Source organism: Pseudomonas sp. E102, assembly GCF_052660185.1.
Genome location: NZ_CP084025.1, coordinates 2,686,368 through 2,706,135 on the forward strand (window position 1 = coordinate 2,686,368; position 19,768 = coordinate 2,706,135).

General features: G+C 60.4%; 17 protein-coding genes. 12 read left to right on the forward strand and 5 right to left on the reverse strand.

Features of this window, described 5'->3' with window-relative positions; translation table 11 throughout:
* Positions 1–154 precede the first annotated feature (154 nt).
* Both lolA and DOCECA_RS11985 read right to left on the reverse strand, forming a co-directional pair.
* Positions 155–778 (reverse strand): outer membrane lipoprotein chaperone LolA, encoded by a 624-nt coding sequence (gene lolA / locus DOCECA_RS11980; RefSeq protein WP_420765880.1) that lies wholly within the window; start codon positions 776–778, stop codon positions 155–157.
* A 58-nt stretch (positions 779–836) separates the two neighbouring features.
* The gene (locus DOCECA_RS11985) at positions 837–3,245 is read right to left on the reverse strand and encodes a DNA translocase FtsK (RefSeq protein ID WP_420765879.1); all 2,409 of its coding nucleotides are present in this window, start codon (positions 3,243–3,245) and stop codon (positions 837–839) included.
* A 319-nt stretch (positions 3,246–3,564) separates the two neighbouring features.
* Here DOCECA_RS11985 and trxB point away from each other — a divergent pair, with 319 nt between their 5' ends.
* From trxB to infA, 4 genes are all read left to right on the forward strand, one after another.
* The gene (gene trxB, locus DOCECA_RS11990; protein WP_434559583.1) at positions 3,565–4,524 is read left to right on the forward strand and encodes a thioredoxin-disulfide reductase; all 960 of its coding nucleotides are present in this window, start codon (positions 3,565–3,567) and stop codon (positions 4,522–4,524) included.
* 69 nt (positions 4,525–4,593) lie between these two features.
* A complete protein-coding gene (gene aat / locus DOCECA_RS11995) occupies positions 4,594–5,274 on the forward strand; it encodes a leucyl/phenylalanyl-tRNA--protein transferase (protein ID WP_420765877.1) in 681 nt (226 codons plus the stop codon).
* Between the two features lie 56 nt (positions 5,275–5,330).
* Positions 5,331–6,038 carry an arginyltransferase gene (locus tag DOCECA_RS12000; RefSeq protein WP_420765876.1) on the forward strand — a complete coding sequence of 236 codons (708 nt, stop codon included), beginning with the start codon at positions 5,331–5,333 and terminating at the stop codon, positions 6,036–6,038.
* Positions 6,039–6,195: 157 nt separating this feature from the next.
* The gene (gene infA / locus DOCECA_RS12005) at positions 6,196–6,414 is read left to right on the forward strand and encodes a translation initiation factor IF-1 (RefSeq protein WP_002553999.1); all 219 of its coding nucleotides are present in this window, start codon (positions 6,196–6,198) and stop codon (positions 6,412–6,414) included.
* A 237-nt stretch (positions 6,415–6,651) separates the two neighbouring features.
* Here infA and clpA read toward each other — a convergent pair whose 3' ends face one another.
* Entirely contained in the window at positions 6,652–8,922 is a 2,271-nt protein-coding gene (gene clpA / locus DOCECA_RS12010) for an ATP-dependent Clp protease ATP-binding subunit ClpA (protein WP_305495539.1), read from the reverse strand.
* A 29-nt stretch (positions 8,923–8,951) separates the two neighbouring features.
* A complete protein-coding gene (gene clpS, locus DOCECA_RS12015; RefSeq protein WP_030141336.1) occupies positions 8,952–9,314 on the reverse strand; it encodes an ATP-dependent Clp protease adapter ClpS in 363 nt (120 codons plus the stop codon).
* Positions 9,315–9,541: 227 nt separating this feature from the next.
* Between clpS and cspD the strand changes: the two genes are divergently transcribed.
* Entirely contained in the window at positions 9,542–9,856 is a 315-nt protein-coding gene (gene cspD / locus DOCECA_RS12020; RefSeq protein ID WP_434559587.1) for a cold shock domain-containing protein CspD, read from the forward strand.
* A gap of 73 nt (positions 9,857–9,929) precedes the next feature.
* Here the strand turns inward: cspD and icd are convergent, their stop codons facing one another.
* Positions 9,930–11,186, reverse strand: coding sequence for an NADP-dependent isocitrate dehydrogenase (icd, locus tag DOCECA_RS12025; protein WP_445572042.1), 1,257 nt, complete (start codon positions 11,184–11,186; stop codon positions 9,930–9,932).
* Between the two features lie 480 nt (positions 11,187–11,666).
* Here icd and DOCECA_RS12030 point away from each other — a divergent pair, with 480 nt between their 5' ends.
* The 7 genes from DOCECA_RS12030 to DOCECA_RS12060 all read left to right on the forward strand — a co-directional run bounded on the left by DOCECA_RS12030 (position 11,667) and on the right by DOCECA_RS12060 (position 19,520).
* Positions 11,667–13,892 (forward strand): NADP-dependent isocitrate dehydrogenase, encoded by a 2,226-nt coding sequence (locus tag DOCECA_RS12030; protein ID WP_445572043.1) that lies wholly within the window; start codon positions 11,667–11,669, stop codon positions 13,890–13,892.
* Between the two features lie 213 nt (positions 13,893–14,105).
* Entirely contained in the window at positions 14,106–14,552 is a 447-nt protein-coding gene (locus DOCECA_RS12035) for an NUDIX hydrolase (protein WP_434606544.1), read from the forward strand.
* Positions 14,553–14,611: 59 nt separating this feature from the next.
* The gene (gene mnmA / locus DOCECA_RS12040; RefSeq protein ID WP_434606547.1) at positions 14,612–15,736 is read left to right on the forward strand and encodes a tRNA 2-thiouridine(34) synthase MnmA; all 1,125 of its coding nucleotides are present in this window, start codon (positions 14,612–14,614) and stop codon (positions 15,734–15,736) included.
* Positions 15,733–16,356 carry a high frequency lysogenization protein HflD gene (gene hflD, locus DOCECA_RS12045; RefSeq protein WP_039592880.1) on the forward strand — a complete coding sequence of 208 codons (624 nt, stop codon included), beginning with the start codon at positions 15,733–15,735 and terminating at the stop codon, positions 16,354–16,356. Before mnmA ends, hflD begins: the two co-directional genes overlap by 4 nt.
* 124 nt (positions 16,357–16,480) lie before the next feature.
* Entirely contained in the window at positions 16,481–17,851 is a 1,371-nt protein-coding gene (gene purB, locus DOCECA_RS12050) for an adenylosuccinate lyase (RefSeq protein ID WP_434606550.1), read from the forward strand.
* Between the two features lie 84 nt (positions 17,852–17,935).
* Entirely contained in the window at positions 17,936–19,102 is a 1,167-nt protein-coding gene (locus tag DOCECA_RS12055; RefSeq protein WP_420765870.1) for a ribosomal protein uL16 3-hydroxylase, read from the forward strand.
* Positions 19,095–19,520, forward strand: a complete 426-nt coding sequence (locus DOCECA_RS12060; RefSeq protein WP_420765869.1) for a GNAT family N-acetyltransferase — start codon at positions 19,095–19,097, stop codon at positions 19,518–19,520. Before DOCECA_RS12055 ends, DOCECA_RS12060 begins: the two co-directional genes overlap by 8 nt.
* Positions 19,521–19,768 lie beyond the last annotated feature (248 nt).

Below are 19,768 nucleotides of genomic sequence, written 5' to 3' on the forward strand. Positions count from 1 at the left end.
CAGGGTCCTGTTGCCGATCAGTTAGTTGATTGAACACCACAATCCATTGTGGGAGCGAGCCTGCTCGCGATAGCGGTGGGTCAGTCACATCAATTCCAACTGATCCGCCGCCATCGCGAGCAGGCTCGCTCCCACAGGTACTGTCCCAGTTTTTTTATTCCTGGATCACATCCGCACCCTTGGGGATGTCGAACTTGAACTTGGACGCGGCGATCGGCGTATTGGCCTTGACCCCGGTGAACAGGATGTTGGTGCGCTGGCCAACGCTGTCGATCAGCTGCATGTCGTTGACAAGGCCGTTGCGGAACGACAGGCGCAGGCTGTCGAACAGGCTGTCCTTGGTCTTGGGCTTGAGGGTGAAGTCGATCACCCCGCCGGCTTCCTTGGAGGTAATGTCGAAGCTCTGGCTGATCTCCGAGATGTCACCGGACAGCAGCAACGCTGGCGTCTGGGTCAGGCGCTGGTCAAGAGTCTTGATGGTCACCTGCTCCAGGTCCGGGTCCCACAGCGAGACTTTCTTGCCGTCGGAAACCATCAGTTGTTCGGCGGGAGCATCGGTGTGCCAATAGAACAGGCCAGGACGCTGAAGGGCCATTTCACCGGCGGTTTCCTGCAGCTGGGTGCCACTGCCGTCGAGGGTCAACTGGGAAAAACGCGCAGTCAGGGTCTGGGAGCCGCCCAGCAATTGGGTCAGGCGGGCCACGTCCTTTTCGCCGGCGTGGGCCGAAAAAGTAGACAAGGCCAGTACGGGCAACAGCAACATGCGAATCAGGCGCATGGGAGTCCTCATGAATTCGTGGGGGTTCGAGCGACGCATCGTCACGTCGCCCGGGTAATCAGTCGCGCATCGGGCCAGGCGCGAGCACTTCGCGCGAACCGTTGGTGTTCATGGCCGTCACGACCCCAGCCATTTCCATGGCCTCGATCATGCGAGCGGCGCGGTTGTAGCCGATCTTCAGCTTGCGCTGCACGGCGGAAATCGAGGCACGGCGGCTTTCGAGCACGAACTGCACTGCTTCGTCATAAAGCGCGTCGGTCTCTGCGTCATCATCACCGCCTCCACCGCTGCTGCCTTCAAAACCGCTGCCTGCTTCTTCGACACCGTTGAGGATGTCGTCGTTGTATTCAGGCGCGCCGCGCAATTTCCAGGCTTCCACCACGCGGTGTACTTCATCGTCGGAGACGAACGCGCCGTGGACACGGATCGGCAGGCTCGTGCCGGGCGGCATGTAGAGCATGTCACCGTGACCCAGCAATTGCTCGGCGCCGCCCTGGTCGATGATGGTCCGCGAGTCGATCTTGCTCGACACCTGGAACGCCATGCGGGTCGGGATGTTGGCCTTGATCAAGCCGGTGATCACGTCCACCGATGGTCGCTGCGTAGCGAGGATCAGGTGGATACCGGCCGCACGGGCCTTCTGGGCGATACGGGCGATCAGTTCTTCGACCTTCTTGCCGACGATCATCATCATGTCGGCGAATTCGTCCACCACCACGACGATGGTCGGCAGCTTATGCAGCAGCGGCGCTTCGTCGTGGATGCTTTCGCGGTGATACAGGGGGTCGCTCAGCGGTGTACCGGCTTCCTCGGCTTCCTTGACCTTGGCGTTAAAGCCCGACAGGTTGCGCACGCCCATCTTCGCCATCAGCTTGTAGCGGCGCTCCATCTCGGCAACGCTCCAGCGCAAGGCGTTGGCCGCGTCCTTCATGTCGGTGACCACCGGGCAAAGCAGGTGCGGGATGCCTTCGTAGATCGACAATTCGAGCATCTTCGGGTCGATCATGATCAGCTTGGCGTCTTCCGGGCCTGACTTGAACAGGATCGAAAGGATCATCGCGTTCACGCCCACCGACTTACCGGAGCCGGTGGTACCGGCCACCAGCAGGTGGGGCATTTTCGCCAGGTCGGTGATGACCGGCTTGCCGCCGATGTCGTGACCCAAGGCCAAGGTGACCGGCGACTTGTGGTTGTCATATTCCGGCGTCGACAGTACTTCGGAGAAGCGCACAATCTGCCGGTCTTCGTTGGGAATCTCGATGCCCACGGTGGTCTTGCCGGGAATCACCTCCACCACCCGCACGCTGGTCACGGCCAGGGAGCGCGCCAGGTCCTTCGCCAGGTTGGCGATACGGCTGACCTTCACGCCGGCGGCCGGCTGGATTTCGTAACGGGTGATGACCGGGCCCGGGTGGATCGAATCCACCGAGACCTCCACACCGAACTCCTTAAGCTTGATTTCGAGCAAATGCCCGACGGCCGCCAAGGACTCGGGGGAATAGTTGAGCTGTTTCTTCTCGGCCGGGTCGAGGATCGAGATCGGCGGCAAGGTGCCTTCCACCGCGCTGTCGACGAACAGCGGTGCCTGTTTCTCTTTCTGCACGCGCTTGCTTTGCTCCGGCGGCTTGGCCGGGGCCATGGTGATGACCGGCGGCACCTGCTTTTCGCGCTCGGACATGTGCTTGCTCAGGGCCTGCTCGCGTTCGATCAGGCGCTCCTTGACCTTGGCCTGCTCGCGTTTGTCAGTCACCGTCGGCGCCACCACGTCATGGACGCGGTCGTCGACTTCACGCAGTTGCGCCACCAGTTGCTTGCGTTCGTTGCGCGCCGCCCACCAACGGTTCAGCGCGCCCTGGATCAATTCAATGAGGTCAAGGGTGATCTTGCCGGTGACGTCCATCACCTTGAACCACGACAGGTCGGTGAACACCGTCAGGCCAAACAGGAACAAGGCGATGAACAGCAGCGTGCTGCCCTGGATGTTCAGGGCATTGCGGGCCAGGTCGCCGAGGCTTTCACCCAGTGCGCCACCCGCCCCTGCGGGCAGGCCAGTGGGGGCGTGGAAATGAATATGGGCCAGCGCGGCTCCCGACAGCACCAGGAAGACCAGGCCGATCAGGCGCCAGGAGAACAGCCAGCCGCTCCACTGCCAGGGCTCATGGCGCTGGCGGAATATCTGGTACGTCTTGATCGCCAGCAGCAGCGGGAAGATATAGGCGAAATAGCCAAGCACCATGAACAGGATGTCGGCGCTGTAGGAACCGGCCGGACCGCCGAAATTCTGCACGTCTTCGATTTTGCTGTTGTGGCTCCAGCCCGGATCGTCCTTGCCGTAGGTCAGCAAGGCCATCATCAGGAACAGGCACAAGGCACCGATGGCGATCAACGCACCTTCCTTGAGCCGGTAGTGCAATTGTTGGCGCCAGAGCGGAACGACTGTCTTGGGTGCTGCGGTGGATTTCTTCAAAACGCTTCTTTTCCTGCGCCCAAGGCGCGTCCATCTGTTGAATGACTATGAAAAACTGCCCATGACGAGCAGGTAAAAAAAGTGAATGTGCTCAACCGGTACTACTTTTACCACTGTGGCATGCGTCCGGAAAACCACAGGAGTCGCTGAAGATTTGATCTTTCGCTCATCCTGCGTTCAAAACCCAAGCATTGTACGGGTTTGTCATGCCCAAGGCATTGCCCGCACGCTTGGCGACAGCATAGCCATGATCAGGGGGTCTTGGGCGCCAATTTGAGCATGCATTCTCTTTTGTGACAAAGGCTTATGAGGTGTTTTTATGAGCGAAGCGAAGCATTCACGCCTGATTATTCTCGGTTCCGGCCCTGCAGGGTACAGTGCTGCTGTCTATGCGGCCCGTGCCAACCTCAAACCCGTTGTCATCACCGGCATACAGGCCGGTGGCCAGCTCACCACCACGGTCGAAGTCGATAACTGGCCCGGCGACGTCGAAGGCCTGACCGGCCCCGTGCTGATGGAGCGCATGCAACGGCACGCCGAGCGCTTCGACACGCAGATCGTCTACGACCATATTCACACCGCCAAGTTGCAACAACGTCCGTTCGAATTGATCGGTGACAGCGGCACCTACACCTGCGACGCACTGATCATCGCCACCGGCGCCTCAGCCCAGTACCTCGGCCTGCCGTCGGAGGAAACCTTCGCCGGCAAAGGTGTTTCAGCCTGCGCGACCTGCGATGGTTTTTTCTACCGAAACCAGGTGGTGGCGGTGGTCGGTGGCGGCAACACCGCCGTGGAAGAAGCCCTGTACCTGTCGAATATCGCCAAGGAGGTGCATTTGATTCACCGGCGGGACAAGTTGCGCTCGGAAAAGATCTTGCAAGACAAACTCTTCGAGAAAGCCGCCAATGGCAATATCCGTTTGCACTGGAACCAGAATCTGGACGAGGTCCTGGGCGATGCCAGCGGCGTGACCGGCGCGCGCCTGCGGCACAGCGAGACCGGTGAAACCAGCACGTTGTCCCTGGCCGGCGTCTTCATCGCCATCGGGCACAAACCCAATACCGACCTGTTCCAGGGCCAACTGACGATGCGCGATGGTTACCTGATCGTGCGCGGCGGCAGCGACGGCAATGCCACGGCCACCGACATCGAAGGCGTGTTTGCCGCTGGCGATGTGGCCGATCATGTCTATCGCCAGGCCATTACTTCGGCCGGCGCCGGCTGCATGGCCGCCCTGGACGCAGAGAAGTATCTCGATGACATCCCGGCCGTTTGACGGTTAACCTCTAGGCGGGCTCTGGCTGATCTGGAGTCCCGCCCTCCCCTTCTGCAAGCCCGGACAACGATGCTGACTTGGTTACAACGCAACACTTTCGATTTTCCGCCACTGGAAAAAGCCATGCGCGACCCCAACGGCCTGCTCGCCGCCGGCGGGGACCTGTCCGCCGACCGCTTGATCCAGGCCTATCGCCACGGCTGCTTTCCATGGTTCTCCGAAGGCCAGCCGATCCTGTGGTGGTCGCCGGACCCGCGCACGGTACTGTTTCCCGACGAGCTGCATGTATCGCGCAGCCTGGGCAAGCTGTTGCGCAAGCAGCGCTATGAAGTGACGTTCGACCGGGATTTCGCCGGGGTCATCCAGGCTTGCGCCGCGCCCCGGGATTATGCCGATGGCACCTGGATCACCGACGCCATGCAGACCGCCTATCTGGAACTGCACCGACGCGGCTTCGCCCATTCCGTGGAAGTCTGGGATCAAGGCACGCTGGTCGGCGGCCTGTATGGCTTGGCAATGGGTCAGTTGTTTTTTGGCGAGTCCATGTTCAGTCGCGCCGACAATGCGTCGAAATTCGGCTTCGCAACCCTGGTCCAACACCTCAAGGAGGCGGGTTTCGTCCTGATCGACTGCCAGATGCCCACCGAGCACTTGCATAGCCTGGGCGCGCGGCCGATTCCGCGAACCGAGTTCGCGGCTTACTTGAAGGCCCATCTGGACCAACCCAACCATGCCACCTGGGTTTGCTGAGCGATATTCGCGCTCCTGGCTTACACTTGAATTGAAGTTTATCCCGAGGGTTGATCATGACCGAGTTGGCGCGCTTGAAGTTTTATGCCACTCAACCTCACTCTTGCAGCTACCTGCCAGAGGAGCAGGCTACGACCCTGTTCCTCGATCCCAGCCAGCCCATGGATGTGCATGTCTATGCAGACCTGTCGGAGATGGGGTTTCGTCGCAGCGGCGATCACCTCTACCGGCCCCATTGCCAGCATTGCAATGCGTGCGTGCCGGCGCGCATTCCCGTGGCCCGCTTTACCCCGAACCGGCAGCAGAAGCGTATTTTCAAGCGCAACGCCGATTTGCAGGTGCGCCCGGCCAAACCGCAGTTCAGCGAAGAATATTTCGACCTGTACCAGCGCTACATCGAACAGCGCCACGCCGATGGCGACATGTACCCGCCCAGCCGGGACCAATTCTCGACCTTCCTGGTGCGCGACCTGCCGTTCTCGCGCTTCTATGAGTTCCGCCTCGACGGGCGGCTGGTGGCCATCGCCGTCACCGACCTGCTGCCCAACGGCCTGTCGGCGGTCTACACCTTTTATGAGCCCAACGAGGAAAAGCGCAGCCTGGGACGGTTCGCGATCCTTTGGCAGATCAACGAATGCCGGCGCCTGGGCCTGGAAGCGGTGTACCTGGGCTACTGGATCAAGAACTGCAAAAAAATGAACTACAAGACCCAATATCGGCCCATTGAATTGTTGATCAACCAGCGGTGGGTTGTCCTGAACTAGGGGCCGCTCGTAGTTTGCGCCTTATCCATGCGCCGCATTCATTGAGTTACTCCTAAGAACCCCTTGGCTTGCCCCCCCTTTTTCGGGCACAATGCACGCCGCTTTTGCCTGGCGCAGTTGCACCGGGCCATTCACTGGATACCGAGGGCTTTACTGCATGTCGAAAGAAGACAGCTTCGAAATGGAAGGCACTGTCGTCGACACCCTGCCCAACACCATGTTTCGTGTGGAGTTGGAAAATGGGCACGTCGTAACCGCGCATATCTCCGGCAAGATGCGCAAGAACTACATTCGTATTCTTACCGGTGACAAAGTGCGCGTCGAGCTGACGCCCTATGACTTGAGCAAAGGGCGCATTACTTACCGCGCTCGCTAACAAGTCAATACAAAACGCCCGACTCATGTCGGGCGTTTTTGTTTGCCTGGGATTTGCTCCAACCATCCACATTACACAGATCCTGTGGGAGCGAGCCTGCTCGCGATAGCGTCGTCACAGTCGGTATTGATGTTGACCGATTCTCTGCCATCGCGAGCAAGCTAGCTCCCACAAGGATTTGGGCTGGACAGCAAAAAGGCGCCTTTCGGCGCCTTTTTATTTTGCTGCAGCTAACGATCAAGCCATCTCGGCCGTGGTTTCGAAGTCGAAGGTCAGCTCGCCGTCCTTGATGTCGATGTGAACCACACCGCCATGCTCGGCCAGTTCGCCAAACAGGATCTCCTCGGCCAGCGGACGCTTGATCTTGTCCTGAATCAAGCGAGCCATCGGCCTTGCGCCCATCGTCACATCGTAACCACCTTCCGCCAGCCAGCTGCGCGCCGCATCGGTGACCTCCAACAGCACACGCTTGTCTTCGAGCTGCGCCTGGAGTTCGGTAAGGAACTTGTCCACCACGCTTTTGATGACCTCATGACTGAGGCGACCAAACTGGATAATGGTGTCCAGGCGGTTGCGGAATTCAGGCGTGAAGCTCTTCTTGATCACTTCCATCGCATCGGACGAGTGGTCCTGATGGGTGAAACCGATCGAAGCGCGCGCGGCGGTTTCGGCACCGGCGTTCGTGGTCATGATGATGATCACGTTGCGGAAATCCGCCTTGCGCCCGTTGTTATCGGTCAGCGTACCGTGGTCCATGACCTGCAGCAGCAGGTTGAAGACTTCCGGATGCGCCTTCTCGATCTCATCGAGCAACAGCACGCAGTGAGGCTGCTTGGTGATTGCCTCGGTCAAGAGACCACCCTGGTCGAAACCGACATAGCCTGGAGGCGCACCGATCAGACGCGATACGGTATGACGCTCCATGTACTCGGACATGTCGAAGCGCACCAACTCGATCCCCAGCGCCTTGGCCAACTGCCGCGCCGCCTCGGTCTTGCCGACACCGGTAGGCCCGGCGAACAGGAATGAACCGACCGGCTTGTCCGGCGACTTGAGCCCCGCGCGGGACAGTTTGATCGCGGTCGACAGCGAGTCGATGGCCGCATCCTGGCCGAACACCGTGAGCTTCAGGTCACGCTCCAGGTTACGCAGCAATTCCTTGTCGGAGCTGGTGACGTGTTTTGGCGGAATCCGCGCGATTTTCGCGACGATGTCCTCGACTTGCGGCACGTCGATGCGCTTGACTCGATTCTCCACCGGTTGCAGCCGCTGGTAGGCGCCCGCCTCGTCGATGACATCGATGGCCTTGTCCGGCATGTGCCGATCGTTGATGTAGCGCGACGCCAGTTCGGCGGCAGCGCGCAATGCCTCGTCACTGTATTCGATGCTGTGGTGCAACTCGAAACGCCCTTTCAGGCCACGCAGGATACCGATGGTGTCTTCCACCGAAGGTTCCGACACGTCGACCTTCTGGAAACGCCGGGCCAATGCACGGTCCTTCTCGAAAATCCCACGGAATTCCTGGAACGTGGTCGAGCCGATGCAACGGATATCGCCCGAGGACAGCAGCGGCTTGAGCAGGTTGGAGGCATCCATCACGCCCCCCGACGCAGCACCGGCACCAATGATGGTGTGGATTTCGTCGATGAACAGGATCGCCTGCGGACGTTTTTTCAGTTCGCCGAGCAACGCCTTGAAGCGCTTCTCGAAATCGCCCCGGTATTTGGTACCGGCCAGCAAGGCACCCAGGTCGAGGGAATACACCACGCTGTTGGCCAGCAGGTCTGGCACCTGGTTATCGACGATGCGCTTGGCCAGGCCTTCGGCGATCGCGGTCTTGCCCACGCCCGCTTCGCCTACAAGCAATGGGTTGTTCTTGCGGCGCCGGGCCAGGATCTGCGCAACGCGCTCGACTTCCGCCTCGCGCCCGACCAGCGGGTCGATACGGCCCTGGCGAGCCAGTTCGTTCAGATTGCTGGCATACGCGTCCAGCGGATTGCCTGATGAAGAAGACTCGCCGCCCTCGTCATCCTGCATGTCCTGCTCACCTTCGGAATGATCGCCATGCCCCGGCACTTTCGAGATGCCATGGGCGATGTAGTTGACGACATCGATACGCGCAACGCTCTGTTGCTTGAGCAGGAACACCGCTTGGCTTTCCTGCTCGCTGAAAATGGCAACCAGCACGTTGGCGCCGGTGACTTCGCGCTTGCCCGAGCTCTGCACATGAAAGACAGCACGCTGCAGCACACGCTGGAATCCCAGGGTTGGCTGGGTTTCGCGATCCTCGTCGTGGACGGGGATCAGTGGCGTGGTGGAGTCGATGAACTCCTGCAGGTCATGCTTGAGTTTGTCGAGGTTTGCGCCGCAGGCACGCAAAACGGTGGCGGCAGCCTCGTTATCCAATAGGGCCAACAGCAGGTGCTCGACGGTCATGAATTCATGACGCTTCGAACGAGCCTCCTTGAAGGCAAGATTGAGGGTGACTTCGAGCTCGCGGTTTAACATGGCTTCACCTCATACCCAAGTGGTCGGCGTTAACCGTCCTTCTCGATTTCACAGAGTAGCGGATGCTGGCTTTCCCGGGCGTACTGGTTGACCTGCATGGCCTTGGTCTCCGCAATGTCGCGGGTAAACACACCACATACTGCCCGTCCCTCTGTATGAACGGCCAGCATGACCTTGGTCGCCAGCTCGCGATTCAGGTTAAAAAACACCTCGAGCACTTCGACGACGAAATCCATCGGTGTGTAGTCATCGTTGAACAAAACCACCTTGTACATCGGTGGAGCCTGTAAAGCGGGCTTTGATTCCTGAACAGCAATGCCCGCTGAATCGTCATCATGTTGATCCGGGCGATCCTGATTGAATGTTAGTCGAATCTGGCTGATTGCATGCATGGAAAGAAAGGTTCGTTTAGTTGGCAAATACAGTGATGGGGCCGCTTGCGAGCGATTTCAACCGCTACCGCCCGATCACCTTGACTAACGGTGAATCGGTGTTACAACCAATAGAGCCCACCGTGGGTTAAAAAGGTCCGCAAAGTCAATCCGATTTCTTATTTGATCGACAGCGGATGATCAGGATGATACTCCGTTGCAGGGGTGTGTTGCAGAGGGAAAATGGTATGTCAGGTACCACCAGTATGCGAGTCAAGGGAAAGGTCAAGTGGTTCAACAACGCCAAGGGCTATGGTTTTATTATCCAAGACGGGAAGGACGAAGACCTCTTCGCTCACTACTCTGTGATCCAGATGGAAGGTTATAAAACCCTGAAGGCAGGTCAGCCGGTGACGTTCTGCATGATACAAGGGCCAAAGGGTACACATGCCGTTGAGATTTGCCCGGTTGCCGTGGACGTCGACCCCAACAGCACCGAGGCCAGCGTAAAGCCAGCACCGATCAAGGTCCGCCTCAAGCCGCGGGTAACCGAAGACCACTAGAGCCCGGCCCCAACCCATAAAAAATGCCCGGTTTCGATCACTCGAACCGGGCATTTTTGTGTTCAGGCTTCGCTTACATATGGGAAATCAGCGCATCGCCGAAACCGGAAGACGACACCAGCTTGGCACCGTCCATCAGGCGTTCGAAGTCATAGGTCACGGTCTTGGCCGAAATTGCGCCGTTGGTGCCCTTGATGATCAGGTCGGCCGCCTCGGTCCACCCCATGTGGCGCAGCATCATTTCCGCCGAGAGGACCAACGACCCCGGGTTGACCTGGTCCTTGCCCGCATATTTAGGCGCGGTGCCGTGGGTGGCCTCGAACATTGCCACGGTGTCGGACAGGTTGGCGCCCGGCGCGATACCGATACCGCCTACTTCAGCCGCCAGGGCATCGGAGAGGTAGTCGCCGTTGAGGTTCAGGGTCGCGATCACGTCGTATTCGGCCGGGCGCAGCAGGATCTGCTGGAGCATGGCGTCGGCGATGGCGTCCTTGACCACAACATTCTTCCCGGTCTTCGGATTCTTGAACTGCATCCACGGGCCGCCGTCGAGCAGGGTCGCGCCGAACTCTTCGGCCGCCACCTCGTAGGCCCATTCCTTGAAGGCACCTTCGGTGAACTTCATGATGTTGCCTTTGTGCACGATAGTCAGCGAATCGCGGTCATTATCGACGACATATTGCAAGGCCTTGCGTGCCAGGCGCTTGGTGCCCTGCTTGGAGACCGGCTTGACGCCGATGCCGCAATCTTCGTCGAAACGGATCTTGGTGACGCCCATTTCCTCTTTGAGGAACTTGATCACCTTGGTTGCTTCGGCCGAACCGGCCTTCCACTCGATACCGGCGTAGATGTCCTCGGAGTTCTCGCGGAAGATGGTCATGTCCACATCGCCCGGTTTCTTGACCGGACTCGGGACGCCTTCAAACCAGCGCACCGGGCGAAGGCAGACATACAGGTCGAGCTGCTGGCGCAATGCAACGTTCAGCGAGCGGATACCGCCACCGACCGGCGTGGTCAGCGGGCCCTTGATGGAAACCACGTAATCCTTGACCGCGTCCAGGGTTTCCTGGGGTAGCCAGGTGTCCTGGTCGTAGACCTGGGTCGCTTTTTCGCCCGCATAAACTTCCATCCAGGAAATCTTGCGCTTGCCGCCGTAGGCCTTTTCGACCGCAGCGTCCACCACCTTGATCATGACCGGACTGATATCAACGCCAATGCCGTCGCCTTCAATGAAAGGGATGATCGGATTGTCGGGAACATTAAGAGAATGGTCTGCATTGACGGTGATTTTGTCACCGACGGCCGGAACCTGAATCTTTTGATACCCCATGCTGAACTCCATTGCTTGGATTGAACATCTGGCTGCGTTCGAGCGTACCCCAGTTGTATCGGCACGCAAACCCTACGTTCGGCCCATCCCCGGCAATTTAATCAAGTTCGCCGCGTACAAGCCTGAAAACCAAGGGAAAAGCGCCAAATTCGAGCATAGTCCAACCCCCCGGCCTGCGACGTTTAGACCAATGGACGTGTACGGAAGTCTATGAACCGTCGGCAGATCGCCAGCTACCTATGTATAATGCCGCCGCTGACCACAGGGTCACGACGGCTGACGGCTCTATCACGAGACTTTCCGCCACTTTAAAGCCGGACCGTTACCGCGGCCCGACCGCTTGACGCTCGACTGATGCACCCAACATCACCGCGAAGAAACCTCGACATTCGGCTCACGGATGACTTTGAACGAACGCGCTTACCCGGCGCCCCTCGAGTTTCTGCGCATGCTTTAGCAAAGAAGAGAGTTAATCCGAATATGCCCACCCGCTCGAAGATCATCTATACCTTCACCGACGAAGCGCCTGCCCTCGCCACCTATTCGCTGCTGCCGATCGTCGAAGCCTTCACCGCTTCGGCCGATATCGCCGTGGAGACCCGCGATATCTCCCTCGCAGGACGCATCCTGGCCAGCTTCCCCGAGCAACTGGGTGACAAAGCCGTAGCCGACCACCTCGCCGAATTGGGCGACCTGGCCGTCACGCCTGAAGCCAACATCATCAAGCTGCCGAACATCAGCGCCTCGGTGCCGCAACTGCAGGCCGCGATCAAGGAATTGCAGGCCCAGGGCTACGCACTGCCGGACTACCCGGAAACCGTGACCACCGACGCCGAGAAAGATGCTCGCGCCCGTTACGACAAGGTCAAGGGCAGCGCCGTGAACCCGGTCCTGCGCGAAGGCAACTCCGACCGCCGCGCGCCGCTGTCGGTCAAGAATTATGCTCGCAAGCACCCGCATAAAATGGGCGCCTGGGCTGCCGACTCCAAATCCCACGTGGCTCACATGAGCGCCGGCGATTTCTACGGCAGCGAAAAAGCCGCCCTGATCGACGCCGCGGGCACCGTGAAGATCGAGCTGATCGCCAAGGACGGCACTGCCACCGTCCTCAAGGAAAAAACCACCGTACAAGCCGGTGAGATCCTCGATTGCGCCGTGATGAGCAAAAACGCCCTGCGCAACTTCATCGCCGCTGAAATCGAAGACGCCAAGCAAAAAGGCGTCCTGCTGTCGGTCCATCTGAAGGCGACCATGATGAAGGTCTCCGACCCGATCATGTTCGGTCAGATCGTCGCCGAGTACTATAAAGACGCGCTGGCCAAGCACGCCGAGGTGCTGGAGCAGATCGGCTTCAACCTGAACAACGGCATCGGCGACCTGTACGCGCGCATCAAGGCCCTGCCTGCCGAGCAGCAGGCCCAGATCGAAGCCGACATCCAGGCGGTCTACGCCGTTCGTCCGGCGCTGGCGATGGTCAACTCCGACAAGGGCATCACCAACCTGCACGTACCGAGCGACGTCATCATCGACGCCTCGATGCCGGCCATGATCCGTGACTCCGGCAAGATGTGGGGCACCGACGGCCAACTGCACGACACCAAGGCTGTGATCCCGGATCGCTGCTACGCCACCATCTACCAAGCGGTGATCGAAGATTGCAAGCAACACGGCGCCTTCGACCCAACCACCATGGGCAGCGTGCCGAACGTCGGCCTGATGGCCAAGAAAGCCGAAGAGTATGGCTCCCACGACAAGACCTTCCAGATCAAGGCTGACGGTGTGGTTCGTGTTTCGGACAACAACGGTCAAACCCTGCTGGAGCAGACCGTCGAGGCTGGCGATATCTTCCGCATGTGCCAGACCAAGGACGCGCCGATCCAGGATTGGGTCAAGCTGGCCGTCAACCGTGCCCGCGCCAGCGCCACCCCGGCGATCTTCTGGCTCGACCCGATGCGCGCCCACGACGGCGTGATGATCGAGAAGGTCCAGGCGTACCTGAAGGACCACGACACCAGCGGTCTGGACATCCGCATCATGTCGCCTGTCGACGCGATGAAGTTCACCCTGGCTCGCACCCGCGAAGGCAAGGACACCATTTCGGTGACCGGCAACGTACTGCGCGACTACCTGACTGACCTGTTCCCGATCATGGAACTGGGCACCAGCGCCAAGATGCTGTCGATCGTGCCGCTGATGAACGGCGGTGGCCTGTTCGAAACCGGCGCCGGCGGCTCGGCACCCAAGCACGTGCAGCAACTGCTGGAAGAAAACTTCCTGCGCTGGGATTCCCTGGGCGAGTTCCTCGCCCTGGCCGCATCCCTGGAACACCTGGGCGCGACCTACAACAACCCCAAGGCGCTGGTGCTGGCCAAGACCCTCGACCAGGCGACTGGTGAGTTCCTGGACCGCAACAAGTCGCCTTCGCGCAAGGTCGGCGGCATCGACAACCGCGGCAGCCACTTCTACCTGACCCTGTTCTGGGCCCAGGCACTGGCCGCTCAGGATGACGACGCAGCCCTCAAGGCGCAATTCACCACCCTGGCGAAGACCTTGACCGACAACGAAGAAAAAATCGTTGCCGAACTCAATGCCGTGCAAGGCAAGCCCGTGGACATCGGCGGCTACTACTTCGCCAACCCCGAGCTGACCAGCAAGGCCATGCGCCCAAGCGCCACCTTCAACGCGGCGATTGCTGCGCTGGTGTAAGGTTGTAAGCAAGCACCACAAACCCCGGCCTTGTGCCGGGGTTTGTGTTTCTGGCATACCCTATTTCCCCTTGACAATATATTCCCCTGTGGGAGCGAGCTTGCTCGCGATTGCGATGTAGCATTCGACATTGATATTGACTGACCCACCGCTATCGCGAGCAAGCTCGCTCCCACAGAGGCCGGCATTCCAACCTGAAATCGAGGACTCCCCATGGACTGGAACCCCCACATCACCGTCGCCACCATTGTTGAAGACAACGGCCGCTTCTTGATGGTCGAGGAATCCAAGGGCGGGCGCGCCGTGCTCAACCAGCCCGCCGGCCACCTGGATCCGAACGAAACACTGATCGAGGCCGCCGTGCGCGAAACCCTGGAAGAAACCGGCTGGGACGTAGAGCCCACCAGCGTAACAGGCATCTATCTGTACACCGCCCCCAGCAACGGCGTGACCTACCAGCGGGTCTGCTTCGCCGCCAAGGCCCTGAAACTCCACCCCGAGTATCAACTGGACGATGGCATCCTAGGCGCCAAATGGCTGACCCGCGACGAACTGCTCGAGCAGCGCGACCGCTGGCGCAGCGAGCTCATCATCCGTTGCATCGACGATTACCTGGCCGGCCATCGCCATAGCCTGGAGCTTATCCGCCCTTCTCTTTAGCCTTGCGCGCCCGGGCCTGATAGAATCGCGTCCTTTTTCAAGACACTCATTGAATTCCTATGCGTGATCCAGCCTCTTCGAACACCCCAAAGCAACGCGTCATCGTCGGCATGTCCGGTGGCGTGGACTCTTCCGTTTCCGCCCTTCTGCTGATCGAGCAGGGTTATGAGGTGGAAGGCCTGTTCATGAAGAACTGGGAAGAAGACGACGGAACCGAATACTGCACCGCCATGGACGACCTGGCGGACGCCCAGGCCGTGTGCGACAAGATAGGCATCAAGCTGCACACCGCGAATTTCGCCGCCGAGTACTGGGACAACGTGTTCGAGCATTTCCTGGCCGAATACAAGGCCGGTCGCACACCGAACCCGGACATCCTCTGCAACCGCGAAATCAAGTTCAAGGCGTTCCTCGACTACGCCATGATGCTCGGCGCCGACCTGATCGCTACTGGCCACTACGTGCGCCGCCGCGACATCGACGGCCGTACCGAACTGCTCAAGGGCCTGGATCCGAACAAGGACCAGAGCTACTTCCTGCATGCCGTTGGCGGCGAGCAGATCGCCAAGACCTTGTTCCCGGTTGGCGAGCTGGAAAAGCCCGAAGTACGCGCGATCGCCGAGAAGCACCAACTCGCCACCGCCAAGAAAAAGGACTCCACCGGGATCTGCTTCATTGGCGAGCGCCGTTTCAGCGACTTCCTCAAGCAATACCTGCCGGCGCAGCCGGGCGAGATCAAGACGACCGAAGGCGAGGTCATCGGCCGCCACCATGGCCTGATGTACCACACCATCGGCCAGCGCCAAGGCCTGGGCATCGGCGGGTTGAAGGACGCCGGCGAAGAGCCGTGGTACGTGCTGGTCAAGGACCTGGAGCACAACGAGCTGATCGTTGGCCAGGGTAACGACCACCCGTGGCTGTTCTCCGGCGCCCTGCTCGCCTCGGACATCTATTGGGTCAACCCGATCGACCTCAGCGAACCGCGCCGCCTGACGGCCAAGGTTCGCTATCGCCAGAGCGACCAGGCCTGCACCTTGGAAAAAACCGAGACAGGCTACCGCGCCACCTTCGATGACCCGCAGCGCGCGGTCACGCCCGGCCAGTCGGTGGTGTTCTACGACGGCGAAATCTGCCTGGGCGGCGGCGTGATCGAAGTCGCCGAGCCATGGAGCAGCAAGGCATGACGCCAATCCAGGAACAACTGACGGCGCTGGGCGGCGTCTTCCTGGCCGCCGTGCTGGTGGACCGGATCGCCAAGACCGGCCAGGCCACCGAGGCCGGCCTGGGCTGCATGCTCGGCAGCCTGCTGGTACGCGACCCCAAGGACACCCTGGAGGTCTACGGTGGCGACGACTTGAACCTGCGCGAAGGCTACCGCGCCTTGATCGGCGCCCTGGAGCGCGACCCCAGCGCCCTGCAACGCGAACCGCTGCGCTACGCCCTGTCGATGCTGGGCCTGGAGCGCCAGTTGGCCAAGCGTGACGACCTGCTGGAAACCATCGGCAATCGTTTGCCGCAGATCCAATCCCAGGTCGAGCATTTCGGCCCGTCCCACGAAAACGTGATCGCCGCATGCGGCGCGCTGTACCAGGACACCTTGAGCACGCTGCGCCAGCGCATCCAGGTGCATGGCGACATGCGCAACCTGCAGCAACCGAGCAACGCCTCGAAGATCCGCGCCCTGCTGCTCGCCGGGATCCGCTCGGCACGGCTGTGGCGGCAGCTGGGCGGCCATCGTTGGCAACTGGTGATCAGCCGACGCAAATTATTGAAAGAGCTTTACCCGTTGATGCGCAACGAATAAGTCGCCTCGACCTGCTTTTGTACCTCTTTACGCGTAACACGCCGGTCAGTTGGCGACGGACCGGCGCTGATTTTCATGTATGATACGCGCCCCATTTCGTTGCCCGACTGTCCGAGAACACCCCATGCAGCTCTCTTCGCTCACTGCGGTTTCCCCTGTAGACGGCCGCTACGCCGGCAAAACCCAGGCCCTGCGCCCTATTTTCAGCGAGTACGGCCTGATCCGTGCCCGTGTCCTGGTTGAAGTGCGCTGGCTCCAGCGCCTGGCCGCCCACCCTGGCATTGGTGAAGTTCCGGCCTTTTCCGCCGAAGCCAACGCAGTGCTGAACGCTCTGGCCGACAATTTCGCCCTGGAGCACGCTGAGCGCGTCAAAGAGATCGAGCGCACCACCAACCACGACGTCAAGGCCATCGAGTACCTGCTCAAGGAGCAGGCGGCCAAGCTGCCGGAACTGGCCAACGTCAGTGAGTTCATCCACTTCGCCTGCACCAGCGAGGACATCAACAACCTGTCCCACGCCCTGATGCTGCGCGAAGGCCGTGACGATGTGCTGCTGCCTCTGATGCGCCAGATCGCCCAGGCCATTCGCGAGCTGGCGATCCGCTTCGCCGACGTGCCGATGCTGTCGCGCACCCACGGTCAACCGGCTTCGCCGACCACCCTGGGCAAGGAGTTGGCAAACGTCGTCTACCGCCTGGAGCGCCAGATCACCCAGGTGGCCGCCGTGCCCCTGCTGGGCAAGATCAACGGCGCCGTGGGCAACTACAACGCCCACCTGTCGGCCTACCCGGACATCGACTGGGAAGCCAACGCCCGCGCCTTCATCGAAGACGAACTGGGTCTGAGCTTCAACCCGTACACCACCCAGATCGAACCGCACGACTACATCGCCGAGCTGTTCGATGCGATCGCACGCTTCAACACCATCCTGATCGACTTCGACCGCGATATCTGGGGCTACATCTCCCTGGGTTACTTCAAGCAGCGCACCATCGCCGGCGAGATCGGTTCCTCGACCATGCCGCACAAGGTCAACCCGATCGATTTCGAAAACTCCGAAGGCAACCTGGGCATCGCCAACGCGCTGTTCCAGCACTTGGCGAGCAAGCTGCCGATTTCCCGCTGGCAGCGCGACCTGACCGACTCTACCGTGCTGCGCAACCTGGGCGTGGGGTTTGCCCATAGCGTCATCGCCTACGAGGCCAGCCTCAAGGGCATCGGCAAGCTGGAACTGAACGAGCATAAGATCGCCGCCGACCTGGATGCCTGCTGGGAAGTCCTGGCCGAGCCGATCCAGACCGTGATGCGTCGCTACAACATCGAAAACCCGTACGAGAAGCTCAAAGAGCTGACCCGTGGCAAGGGCATCAGCCCTGAAGCGCTGCAGACTTTCATCGATGGCCTGGACATGCCTGCCGAAGCCAAGGCCGAGCTGAAGAAGCTGACCCCGGCCAGCTACATCGGCAACGCGGCGGCACAAGCCAAGCGCATCTGACACATCGCTTTACCTTTGAGACGCCCGGCCGCGCCGGGCGTTTTTATTCGCGTCTGAAAAGTATATTTTTTCAATAGGTTACACATGAATCCTGACATTCCACTGCAACTCCTGGGCGGCATCACGGCACGGGAGTTCCTGCGCGATTACTGGCAGAAGAAACCCCTGCTGATCCGCCAGGCGATTCCTGACTTCGAAAGCCCGATCGATGCCGACGAACTGGCCGGCCTTGCGCTGGAAGAAGAGGTTGAATCGCGCCTGGTGATCGAGCACGGCGAGCGTCCCTGGGAGTTGCGTCGCGGCCCGTTCGCCGAAGATGAATTCAGCAAGCTGCCGGAGCGCGAGTGGACGCTGCTGGTGCAGGCGGTCGACCAGTTCGTCCCCGAAGTCAGCGAGCTGCTGGAGCATTTCCGCTTCCTGCCGAGCTGGCGCATCGACGACGTGATGATCAGCTTCGCCGCCCCGGGTGGCGGTGTCGGTCCGCACTTCGACAACTACGACGTTTTCCTGTTGCAAGGCCATGGCAAGCGCAACTGGAAGATCGGCCAGATGTGCGACTCCGAAAGCCCGCTGCTGCCCCATGCGGACCTGCGCATCCTCGCCGATTTCGAGGCCACCGACGAGTGGACCCTGGAACCCGGCGACATGCTCTACTTGCCACCGCGCCTGGCCCACTGCGGTGTCGCCGTGGATGACTGCATGACCTACTCGGTCGGCTTCCGAGCGCCGAGCGCAGCCGAAGTGCTCACCCACTTCACCGACTTCCTCAGCCAGTTCCTGCCGGACGAAGAGCGTTACACCGACGCCGACGCACGCCCCGTCGCGGACCCGCACCAGATCCAGCACGACGCCCTGGACCGCCTCAAGGGCCTTCTGGCCGAGCACATGAGCGATGAGCGCTTGCTGCTGACCTGGTTCGGCCAGTTCATGACCGAGCCACGCTACCCGGAACTGGTGGTAGGCCCGGAGCTGGAAGAAGACGATCTGCTGGCTGGCCTGGAACAGGGTGCCGTGATCATCCGCAACCCGAGCGCGCGCCTGGCCTGGTCGGAAGTCGACGACGACCTGCTACTGTTCGCCAGCGGCCAGAGCCGTTATCTGCCGGGCAAGCTGCGGGACCTGCTGAAGATGATCTGCGCCGCCGACGCGCTGCACATCGAAAACCTCGGCCCATGGCTGGACGATGAAGAAGGCCGCGGCCTTATCCACGAATTGGTCAAACAAGGCAGCCTGGGGTTCGCCGATGAATAAAATTCACGTTCGTGTCGCAGACTGGCAAAAGGATAACGCCGAGATCCGGCGCATTCGTGAAACGGTGTTCATTGCCGAGCAATCCGTACCCCCAGAGTTGGAGTGGGATTCGGATGACCAGGACGCCGTGCATTTCCTGGCCTTCGAAGGCGACTTCCCCATCGGTACCGCGCGGCTGCTGACTGACGGCCATATCGGTCGCGTCTCGGTCCTCAAGGACTGGCGCGGCCTGAAGGTCGGCGATGCGTTGATGCATGCAGTGATCGCCGAGGCCGAGAGACGCGGATTGCAACAGCAGATGCTCAGCGCCCAGGTCCATGCCACGCCGTTCTACGAGCGACTGGGGTTTGCAGTGGTCAGCGAGGAATTCCTCGAGGCCGGCATTCCCCATGTGGACATGGTGCGGCGCTCGGCCTGAAACCGCTGGAAGCAGCAACACAATACCCTGTGGCGAGGGGATTTATCCCCGCTGGGTTGCGCAGCAACCCTCAAATCAGTCACTGCGGTGTGTCAGGTTGACGAAATTAGCTTGATTGGGGTTGCTTCGCAGCCCAGCGGGGATAAATCCCCTCGCCACAAGTACATTATCAGCATCACAAAACGCCCCGCCATCCACCGATGCCGGGGCGTTTTGCCGTCTACCATTCAACTTGCCCCACCCGGGGC